Source organism: Mesorhizobium sp. M7A.F.Ca.US.005.03.1.1 (assembly GCF_003997975.1).
Lineage (GTDB): Bacteria > Pseudomonadota > Alphaproteobacteria > Rhizobiales > Rhizobiaceae > Mesorhizobium > Mesorhizobium ciceri.
Window position 1 is genome coordinate 103700 of the sequence record NZ_RZRO01000009.1, and the last position, 9975, is coordinate 113674.

The following is a 9975-nucleotide window of genomic DNA, read 5'->3' on the forward strand; positions in this document are numbered from 1 at the left end:
CACCATGGCACACGCCGACACGGTGATCGACGACACGATCTTCCACCTGGAAGACGACCACGGCCATGCCGAGAGCGGCAGCAGCACCATGCTCGGCTTCTGGATCTACCTGATGAGCGACTGCCTCATCTTTGCGATGCTGTTTGCAGTCTACGGCGTGCTCGGTGGCAACTACGCCGCCGGGCCTGCGCCGAAGGACCTGTTCGATCTTCCGCTGGTCGCGCTCAACACCACCATGCTGCTCCTGTCCTCCATCACCTACGGCTTCGCGATGCTGGAGATGGCGAAAGGGCGAGTGAGGCCGATGCAGGTGTGGCTGGTGATCACCGGCCTGTTCGGCCTCGCCTTTCTCGGCATCGAACTCTACGAATTCGCCCATTTCATCCACGAGGGGGCGACGCCGCAGCGCAGCGGCTTTCTTTCGTCGTTCTTCACGCTGGTCGGAACGCACGGCCTGCACGTCACCTTCGGCCTGGTCTGGCTGGTGGTGCTGATGGTGCAGGTCTCCAGGCATGGGCTGATCGCCGCGAACCAGCGGCGCCTGATGTGCCTGAGCATGTTCTGGCACTTCCTCGACGTCATCTGGATCGGCGTCTTCACCTTCGTTTATCTGATGGGAATGTTGCGATGAGCGCCGGGCACCAAACAGACACCAGCAACCACAGCCACGCGCATCACGGCGTCAATCACGGCTCGCTGGCCGGCTATCTGACAGGCTTCGGCCTGTCCGTCGTGCTGACCGCCGTTCCCTTCTGGCTGGTCATGACCAACGCGCTCGGCAATCAGATGGCGTCGGCGATTGCCATCATGGCCTTCGCCGTCGTGCAAATCATCGTCCACATGGTGTTCTTCCTGCATATGAACACCAGGTCGGAGAGCGGCTGGACCATGATGGCGCTGATCTTCACCCTCATCCTGGTGATGATCGCGCTGACGGGCTCGCTCTGGGTCATGTACCATCTGAACGTCAACATGATGCCCGGCCATGACAGGAGTCAGATACCCTGAGAGAGGGACCTGGCTTTGGACGAACAGGCGCGGACGACACCGCATCCGACTACAGGCGACGGCCAAAGGGTTAGGCGTTCGAGATGGACGCTATTGATGCTTTGCCTTTGCGGAGCCATCGGCATCGCAGGGTTCTCGGCGCTCGGTATCTGGCAGCTGGAGCGCCGCGTCTGGAAGCTCGACCTGATCGAGCGTGTCGATCAGCGTCTCAAGGCAGTACCGGTGTCCGCCCCGGCGCCTTCGGCCTGGCCAGCGATCAACGCCAGGGATGACGAGTATCGCCGCCTCGTCGTCACGGGCCGGTTTCTCGGTGATCGCGAGACCCTGGTCCAGGCGGTCACCGATCTCGGCGGTGGCTTCTGGGTAATGGCGCCGTTCCGAGCGGATGATGGCTTCACGATTCTGGTGAACAGGGGCTTCGTGCCGACGGACAAGCGCGATCCGGCAACCCGCCTCGCAGGCAAGCCCTCGGACGATCATACCGGAATTCACGGCCTGTTGCGCATCAGCGAACCGAAAGGCGGCTTCCTGCGCACCAACGATCCGGCTGCCAACCGCTGGTATTCGCGCGATGTACAGGCGATCGCCGCCAAGCAAGGCGTCGGGCAGGTCGCTCCTTATTTCATCGATGCCGATGCCACGCCCAATCCGGGAGGGTGGCCGGTCGGCGGCCTGACGGTCGTTTCGTTCCACAACAACCATCTGGTCTATGCCCTGACATGGTTCGGGCTGGCCTTGATGGTGCTGGGCGCGGTCGCCTGTCTGTTGCGGCAGGCTGTGAAAGACAGGCCCGGGGGGGGCTGACCGCTGGCCGAGGCAAGGCCGAAATTACGCACGGAAGCGCTCATGCCGGCGCAGAGGATGCGTGATCGCTCTGCTCGTGCCGGCTGGTCATTTCCGACGCGCATCAATAGGTTTCCCGTCAAACCCTCATCCATGAGCGCGCAGGGCAGGCTTCCCAGCCGTCTCGGGCTGGAGCACCTAGCTAAAACCGCTGGCGAAACGCGACCGATTTGCGTATCACTCCGCCGCCATTGGAGCCCTATCGATGTTTGAGACCCTGCAGCCCGCCCCCGCCGACAAGATCCTGGCTCTGATCGGCCTTTATCGCGCCGACCCGCGCCCCGACAAAGTCGACCTCGGCGTCGGCGTCTACAAGGACCGCGACGGCAAGACGCCGGTTATGCGCGCCGTGCGCGAGGCGGAAAAGCGCCTGCTGCAGGCCCAGGACACCAAGACCTATCTCGGCCTTGCCGGCGATACCGGCTTCAACACGGTGATGGCCAAGCTCGCCTTCGGTCCGGGCGCCGACATGACGCGCATCCGCGCCGCACAGGCGCCTGGCGGCTCCGGCGCGCTGCGGCTGGTGGCGGAATTGCTGAAGCGGACGCGTTCGGACGCAACCATCTGGCTGTCGGACCCGACCTGGCCGAACCACATGCCGGTGATGCGCGCCGCCGGCCTGCAGATCCGTGAATACCCGTATTTCGACGCCGCGTCGGGTGCTGTTCGCTTCGACGACATGCTGGCGGCCCTGCGGACCGCAAAGAGCGGCGACGTCGTGCTGCTGCATGGCTGCTGCCACAACCCAACCGGCGCCAATCTGGATGCGGCACAGTGGGCAGCCGTTACCGATCTGGTCGTCGAGCGCGCGCTGCTGCCGTTCGTCGACATCGCTTATCAGGGCTTTGGCGATGGCCTTGAGGCCGACGCCCTCGGCTTGCGCCTGCTGGCGGCGAAAGTTCCGGAAATGGTCGTCGCCTCGAGCTGCTCGAAGAATTTCGCCGTCTACCGCGACCGCGTCGGCGCAGCAATGATCCTGGCCAAGGACGGCGCACAGGCAGATGTGGCGATGAGCCAGATGCTGTCGGCGGCGCGCGCCATGTATTCGATGCCGCCGGACCACGGGGCAGCAGCCGTACGCATCGTGCTGGAGGACGCCGCCTTGCGTGCGGACTGGGAGACTGAACTCGAAGAAATGCGGCTGCGTATGCTCAGGCTTCGCGTCCAGTTCGCCGAAGCCCTGCGCCGGCAATCCAATTCCGACCGCTTCGATTTCGTCGCCAGCCATCGCGGCATGTTCTCCCGCCTTGGCCTCACCGAAGCGCAAGTCGAACGGCTGCGCGCCGAGCACGGCGTCTACATGGTCGGCGACAGCCGCATCAATGTCGCCGGCCTGCCCGAGGACGGCATGGACGACCTCGCCAAAGCGATCGTCTCGGTGCTCGACTAGAGCAATTCCAGGCAAAGTGTGAAACGGTTTTCCGTCTCTTGAGCAGATCACCAAGTGGGATCCCGACCCTCAAGATCATCCTCCGGGACGACCTCCGGCTGGCGACGGAGACTCGTGTAAGGGTCCACGAATGCCATCTTGAGTGCATCTCCCACAAAGCCGGACATGGCGGCAAGCGATGCGCCGATTTGGAGCCACGCAAAGCTGGGCTTCGACAGGTTAAGGCGGCGGGTGGTGATGGGGGTGGGCATGTCAGTCATGGTGTCCTCCTGTGACGGGGAGAGTGACACCGGTTCCCGTTCAAATCCTTGGCCCGGACCTGAAGAGTCCTGAACGGCCCTGAAGTTCGCCTTCAGGGTCATCTTGGATTATCTTGCCCGCGAGGACGGGTTCTTTGCCGATGGACTTGGAGTTTGGGAACTATCGTTTGAAACGCGCCGAACGGCAGTTGCTGGGGCCGAAAGGTCCGGTGGAGCTTTCGGCCCGTTCCTTCGACATCCTCGCCATGTTGCTCGACAGGCCGGATGAGGTGGTCAGCAAGACCGAACTTTTCGATGCGGTCTGGCCCGGCCTGGTGGTGGAGGAGAACACGCTGCAGGTCCACATTTCGGCGCTACGAAAACTGCTGCCCGCCGAAATGATCGTAACCGTGCATGGCCGTGGCTATAAATATGCTGGCCCTAGGCCCTTCGGGGCTACAGCAGAAGCTGCGGCGCCGACCAGGCCATCAATTGCCGTTCTACCCTTCCACAACATGAGCGGGGACCCGGAGCAGGACTATTTCAGCGACGGGATTACAGAAGACATCATCGCCGGGCTCGGCAAGTTCAGGGAGTTCCTAGTCATTGCGCGGAATTCCTCCTTCCAGTTCCGAGGCAAGGCCAATGACGTGGCCGAGGTGGCAAAGAAACTTGGCGTGCAGTATGTCGTCGACGGTAGCGTCCGAAAGATTGGCAACCGGGTTCGCATCACCGTGCAGCTGACAGACGCCGTCTTGATGGCCCATATCTGGGGCGAACACTACGACCGCGAACTCGACGACATTTTCGCCATCCAGGACGAAATCACCCAGATGATTGCGGCGCGTCTGGCACGACAGACCAGAACAGCGATTGCATCGCGCGCCAGGTCCCGGCCGACCAACAATATGTCGGCTTATGAGTTTTACTTGCGGGCGCTACAACTTGCAGCCGTCTATGATACGGTGCTCGAAGCAGAACCCTTTCTGCGCCGGGCGGTGAGCCTCGATCCCCGGTTTGCTGCCGCCCACGCCATGCTCAGCTTTGTGGAGTCCTTCAAGTACTATTGGGACTACAACAATCCCGGTCATTTGCATTCCGGACTGGAGATCGCAAGAACCGCATTGGGCCTTGACCCCGACGAGGCCTATGGGCATCTCGCCACCGGCTTCGCTCACTTGTATTTGCGCCAATTCAGGCAAGCTGAAATCAGCCTCGACCGGGCGGTTGCGCTCAATCCGAACGATCCGTTCATTCTTAGTATCCGCGCTATTTTCCTCAATCACACGGACAGGCCCGAGGAAGGGCTTAGCGAAATAAACGAAGCCCAGCGCCGCGACCCGTACGCTGTGGGATGGTATGATGACTTCCGTGGCGTCATACTGACGACGGCTGGGCGGTATCGCGAGGCAACTGCCTGCTACGCGAAAATGGCGACTGTACCTCCGTGGTCGCTCGTTCGTCTTGTCGTCTGCCATTCCGAACTCGGCGAAATCAAGCAAGCGCAAGACGTCCTGGCAAAAGTCAAGGCGCATTACCTTGGACTAAGCCTTGACGAGATCATTGATACGGAAGTGGACTTCTATGCCGATCCCGCAGTGTGCAGCCGTTACCGCGCGATCCTGCAGCGCGTTGATAACGAAGGAGTTGATAACGAAGGATAAGTTTCACTACAGCCCGGCGGCGAGAAGTCCAGGCTCTGGTCAGCTGACCTTCGCAGAGCTGCCCCCTGTGGACAATCTCCCCTTGCCAACTGACAGCGTTGGCAGAGCGGCCGGTCGCGGGATAGCATCAGCCCTATGACGCCATCGAAAGACATTTCGCGCCTGATCGAGATCATGGCGGCGCTGCGGGCGCCGAAGACCGGCTGTCCCTGGGATATCGAACAGGATTTCTCGACCATCGCGCCCTACACGATCGAAGAGGCCTATGAGGTCGCGGATGCCATCGCGCGCGGCGACCTCGACGATCTGCGCGACGAACTCGGCGATCTGCTGCTGCAGGTCGTCTACCACGCGCAAATGGCCGAGGAGGCCGGCGAGTTTGCCTTCCCCGATGTGGTGCAAGCCATCACGACGAAAATGATCCGACGCCATCCGCATGTCTTCGGCGACGAAAAGGCCCGCAGCGCCGGCATGGCCAAGGGCATGTGGGAAAAGATCAAGGCAGAAGAGAAGGCAGAGAAACGAAGCGCCCGCCTCGCGCGCGGTCTCGATCCCGAAGACAATGGCAAGGGGTTTCTGGACAGCGTGCCGGTCGCCCTGCCCGCGCTGACCCGGGCGCTGAAACTTCAGGAGAAGGCCGCCCGCGTCGGCTTCGACTGGAGCGAGGCAGCGCCCATCCTCGACAAGATCGAGGAAGAGATCGGCGAATTGCGCGAGGCGCTGGCCAAGGGCGACACCGCCTCGATCAAGGACGAGTTCGGCGACATGCTGTTTGCCGTCGTCAATCTCGGTCGCCACCTCAAGCTCGATTCGGAAGCAGCGCTGAGCGGCACCAACGAGAAATTCCGCTCACGTTTCCATTATGTCGAGCAGGCTTTGGAGAAAGCCGGCAACACGCTGGACAAGGCTGATCTGGCCGAGATGGAAGCGCTCTGGCAGGAAGCAAAGACCGCGAAGTAGTCTCTCTTTTCGGGCAACTCCCGACGGAAACCGCTATACACTTTTCCTGGAACTGCTCCGGATTATCCGTTGTTTTTACGACGCAATCTGTTTTCGATCTCTTCGCGCGCGCTTTGCGTGGCCTTCAGCGAGATGGTGGCGCTGCCGTCGTCATTGTCGCTTCGCGAAACCACATCGCCATTGCGGTAAAGCCAGTCGACAAGGCCGAACTGTGCCGGCTCGATCGTCACGGTGAGGTCTTCGAGTTCGCCCGCCATCCGCGTTTCGATGATCGCCTTCAGCCCATCGATGCCCTCGCCGGTCACCGCCGACACCGCAATCGGCGGCGCCTTGTTGGCATCGGCGCCGTCTGCAAGCAGCCGGGTCCGGTTGCCTTCGTCGAGCCGGTCGATCTTGTTCCACACTTCGATCACCCGCTTGGCATCACCAGCGTCAACGCCAAGATCTGCAAGGATACGCTCGACATCCTCGGCCTGGGCGGCCGTGTCCGGATCGGAAATGTCGCGCAGATGAAGCACGAGGTCGGCCTCGACCACCTCTTCCAGGGTGGCGCGGAAAGCCGCGATCAGATGTGTCGGCAGGTCCGAAATGAAGCCGACCGTGTCGGAGAGGATGATCGGCGTGCCATGTGGCAGGCGCACGCGGCGCAGCGTCGGGTCGAGCGTGGCGAACAGCATGTCCTGTGCCAGCACATCCGCCCCGGTCAGCCGGTTGAACAGCGTCGACTTCCCGGCATTGGTGTAGCCGACGATCGCCACCACCGGGAACGGCACCTTCCTGCGCTTGGCGCGGTGCAGGTCGCGCGTGCGCCGCACCGTTTCCAGCTCCTGCTTCAGCTTGATGATCTTTTCCTGCAACTGCCGCCGGTCGGATTCGATCTGTGTTTCGCCGGGGCCCCCAAGGAATCCGGCGCCGCCGCGCTGACGCTCCAAATGGGTCCAGCTGCGCACGAGGCGGCCCTTCTGGTAGTTGAGATGGGCGAGCTCGACCTGCAGCGTGCCTTCCTTGGTGCGTGCACGCTCGCCGAATATCTCGAGGATCAGCCCGGTGCGGTCCAGCACCTTGGCGTTCAGCTCTTTCTCGAGATTGCGCTGCTGCACAGGGGTCAGCGGATGGTCGACGACGACCACTTCCGCAAGTCCCTCTTTGACGATTTCCGCGAACTCGGCGACCTTGCCGCTGCCGAGCAGCGTCGCCGGGCGCGGATCGTTGACGGTCACCACCGCGGTGTGAATCAGATCAAGGTTGATGGCGCGGGCAAGGCCAACGGCCTCGTCGTGACGCGCATCAGCCGAACGCATCAGCCGCGGGCGGTTGGTCTCGTCGTCGTTGCGCTGGTGGCGGGTAAGGACGGGCACAATGACCACGGCCCGGGTCGGGCCCTTGGCCTCAGTCCCGGGGTGATGCGCTGGTTTCCCGCGAACGGTGGCGTCCGCGTCTTTCTCACGTGCCAATCAGGCGCCCTGGCTTTCCTCGCCATCGAACATCTGAACCGGCTGGCTCGGCATGATCGTGGAAATGGCGTGCTTGTAGACGAGCTGGGAGTGACCATCGCGGCGCAGCAGCACACAGAAATTGTCGAACGAAGTGACCACGCCGGTCAGCTTCACGCCGTTGATGAGGAAGATGGTGAGCGGGTTCTTGCTCTTGCGAACTGAATTCAGGAACAGGTCCTGAAGGTTTTGCGATCGTTCCGCCATTGTTCTTGTCTTTCGCCGATCCCCTTCGGTTTGCAAGCCAATGCGCCAAATTAACGGGCGCATGTCAAGCTCGCAAACACCGTCTTGTCGTCAGTAACGACAAGCAGAACGAGATATATTGATGTTCATTCCACCTGTGCGGTTATCAGGCTGGACTTTTTTCCGCAATGTCAAAAAAGGCTTGCCGCAACGAAAGTGTTATTGAGCCGGGGTGCCCATTGGCGACCGTGTCGCCATCGATGGCCACCACCGGCATGGCGATCGTCGTTGCGGAACTGATGAACGCCTCGCGTGCCGTCTTGGCCTCGGCGACGGAAAAGCCGCGCTCCTCGATCTTCAGGCCAAGCTTGGCCGCCACTTCGAACATGGTCGTGCGGGTGATGCCGCGCAGGATGCCATGCTCGGCCGGCCTGGTGACCAGGACGCCGTCCCGGGTGACGATCCAGGCATTGGACGAGCCGCCTTCTTTTACGTTGCCTTCATCGTCGACGAACCAGGCTTCCTGCGCACCGGCTTCCTTTGCCTTCTGCTTGGCCAATACATTGGGCAGCAGCCCGACGGTCTTGATGTCGACGCGGTCCCAGCGGTTCTCCGGCACGGTGATGACCGCGATGCCGGTCTCGGCTCGCTTTGCTCCGGCTGCGGGGTCGGCCTTCCTGGCGGTGACCACCAGGGCCGGCTTGGTGTCTGCGGAAGGGAAGACAAAGTCGCGGCTGGCCACGCCGCGCGTCACCTGCACGTAGACCAGGCCATTGGCGACGTGGTTGCGATTGACCACCTCACGCAGAATGAGCGGCAGCACGTGAGAGGTGACCGGCCAGGCGATCGACAATTCGGTCAGCGAACGGTTCAGCCGGGCCAGGTGGCGCGGCATGTCGACGATGAAGCCACGCGCCACTTCGCAGACCTCATAGACACCGTCGGCGAACTGATAGCCGCGATCCTCGATATGCACGGCAGCGTCGGCGTGCGTGACATAGCGCCCGTTGACATAGGCAATGCGCGGCATTGGCGACCCCTCAGAAATTCTCGGGCTTTCTTATGCGATTCCACCGCGGGCGTAACCGGCAAATGGTTGGACCACGCGCGGCGGCTGGACGCGCTCAGACGCCCAGGGACTTCAGCTTGCGATGCAGAGCGGAGCGCTCCATGCCGATGAACTCGGCGGTCTTCGAGATGTTGCCGCCGAACCGGTTGATCTGGGCGATCAGGTAGTCCTTCTCGAACTGCTCACGCGCTTCGCGCAACGGCAGCGCCATGATGTGCTGGTCGGATTGATTCGGCGTGCGCGGCATGACATCGCCGATCTCGGCCGGCAACAGATCAGCGGTGATCGGCGCATCGACGTCGTCGCCGCGCGCCAGGATCATCAGGCGCTCGACATTGTTGCGCAGCTGGCGAACGTTGCCTGGCCAGTTGTGAGCCTGCAGAACGGCCAGCGCATCGTCGCCGATACGGCGCGGCTTGATGCCGGCCTGGCGGGCGATCTGCTTCATGAAGTTGTCGACGAGGTAGGGAATATCCTCTCGCCGCTCGGCCAGTCCCGGGACGATGACCGGAACCACCGCCAGGCGATGGTAAAGATCCTCGCGGAAACGACCGTCGGCAATCATCGCTTCGAGGTTCTGCGAGGTCGAGGAGATGATGCGGACATCGACCTTGACCCGCTTGGTTCCCCCTACCCGCTCGAACTGTTGTTCGACCAGCACGCGCAGGATCTTGTTCTGCGTCTCGCGCGGCATGTCGGCCACCTCGTCGATGTAGAGGATGCCGCGATGGGCCTCCTCGAGCGCGCCGACCTTGCGCTCGACGCCATTCGATTCGGTGCCGAACAGTTCGATCTCCATACGCTCGGGCGTGATGTTGGCGGCGCTCAGCGTCACGAAAGGCGCGCCCTTGCGCGCCGACAGCGTGTGGATGGCGCGCGCGGCCAGTTCCTTGCCCGAGCCAGACGGGCCGATGATCATCACGCGGCTGTTGGTCGGCGCGACGCGTTCGATGGTCTGACGCAACTGGCTCATCGCCGACGACATGCCGATCAGATCGAAGGTTTCGCCGCTGCGCAGCTTGAGGTCGGAAACCTCGCGCCGCAATTTCGAGGTCTCGAGCGCACGCTCGGCAATAAGGATCAGCCTGTCGGCCTTGAACGGTTTTTCGATGAAGTCATAGGC

11 protein-coding genes are annotated in these 9975 nt (G+C 62.1%); 6 read left to right on the forward strand and 5 right to left on the reverse strand.

The window, feature by feature from the left end; genetic code table 11:
• Positions 1–4: 4 nt before the first annotated feature.
• From cyoC to EN990_RS06895, 4 genes are all read left to right on the forward strand, one after another.
• The gene (gene cyoC, locus EN990_RS06880; RefSeq protein WP_013531504.1) at positions 5–631 is read left to right on the forward strand and encodes a cytochrome o ubiquinol oxidase subunit III; all 627 of its coding nucleotides are present in this window, start codon (positions 5–7) and stop codon (positions 629–631) included.
• On the forward strand, positions 628–1008 hold the full coding sequence (gene cyoD, locus EN990_RS06885) for a cytochrome o ubiquinol oxidase subunit IV (RefSeq protein ID WP_127369024.1): 381 nt from the start codon (positions 628–630) through the stop codon (positions 1006–1008). Before cyoC ends, cyoD begins: the two co-directional genes overlap by 4 nt.
• Positions 1009–1104: 96 nt before the next feature.
• Positions 1105–1812 carry an SURF1 family protein gene (locus EN990_RS06890; protein WP_127369023.1) on the forward strand — a complete coding sequence of 236 codons (708 nt, stop codon included), beginning with the start codon at positions 1105–1107 and terminating at the stop codon, positions 1810–1812.
• A 244-nt stretch (positions 1813–2056) separates the two neighbouring features.
• A complete protein-coding gene (locus EN990_RS06895) occupies positions 2057–3241 on the forward strand; it encodes an amino acid aminotransferase (protein ID WP_127369022.1) in 1185 nt (394 codons plus the stop codon).
• 47 nt (positions 3242–3288) lie between these two features.
• On the opposite strand, the gene EN990_RS06900 is transcribed toward EN990_RS06895, so the two are convergent.
• Positions 3289–3501 (reverse strand): hypothetical protein, encoded by a 213-nt coding sequence (locus tag EN990_RS06900; RefSeq protein WP_127385362.1) that lies wholly within the window; start codon positions 3499–3501, stop codon positions 3289–3291.
• A 167-nt stretch (positions 3502–3668) separates the two neighbouring features.
• On the opposite strand from EN990_RS06900, the gene EN990_RS06905 reads away from it, so the two are divergent.
• Both EN990_RS06905 and mazG read left to right on the forward strand, forming a co-directional pair.
• Positions 3669–5144 (forward strand): winged helix-turn-helix domain-containing protein, encoded by a 1476-nt coding sequence (locus EN990_RS06905; RefSeq protein WP_245465125.1) that lies wholly within the window; start codon positions 3669–3671, stop codon positions 5142–5144.
• A gap of 135 nt (positions 5145–5279) precedes the next feature.
• Positions 5280–6104, forward strand: coding sequence for a nucleoside triphosphate pyrophosphohydrolase (gene mazG, locus EN990_RS06910; protein ID WP_013531500.1), 825 nt, complete (start codon positions 5280–5282; stop codon positions 6102–6104).
• A 62-nt stretch (positions 6105–6166) separates the two neighbouring features.
• On the opposite strand, the gene hflX is transcribed toward mazG, so the two are convergent.
• The 4 genes from hflX to EN990_RS06930 all read right to left on the reverse strand — a co-directional run.
• Positions 6167–7558, reverse strand: a complete 1392-nt coding sequence (gene hflX / locus EN990_RS06915; RefSeq protein ID WP_127385360.1) for a GTPase HflX — start codon at positions 7556–7558, stop codon at positions 6167–6169.
• Complete coding sequence (hfq, locus tag EN990_RS06920; RefSeq protein ID WP_006202172.1) at positions 7559–7804, reverse strand: RNA chaperone Hfq; 246 nt, start codon at positions 7802–7804, stop codon at positions 7559–7561.
• A 145-nt stretch (positions 7805–7949) separates the two neighbouring features.
• Entirely contained in the window at positions 7950–8813 is an 864-nt protein-coding gene (locus tag EN990_RS06925) for a D-amino-acid transaminase (RefSeq protein WP_127385359.1), read from the reverse strand.
• Positions 8814–8907: 94 nt separating this feature from the next.
• On the reverse strand, positions 8908–9975 hold a 1068-nt coding region (locus EN990_RS06930), incomplete at its 5' end, for a sigma-54 dependent transcriptional regulator (protein ID WP_164766089.1).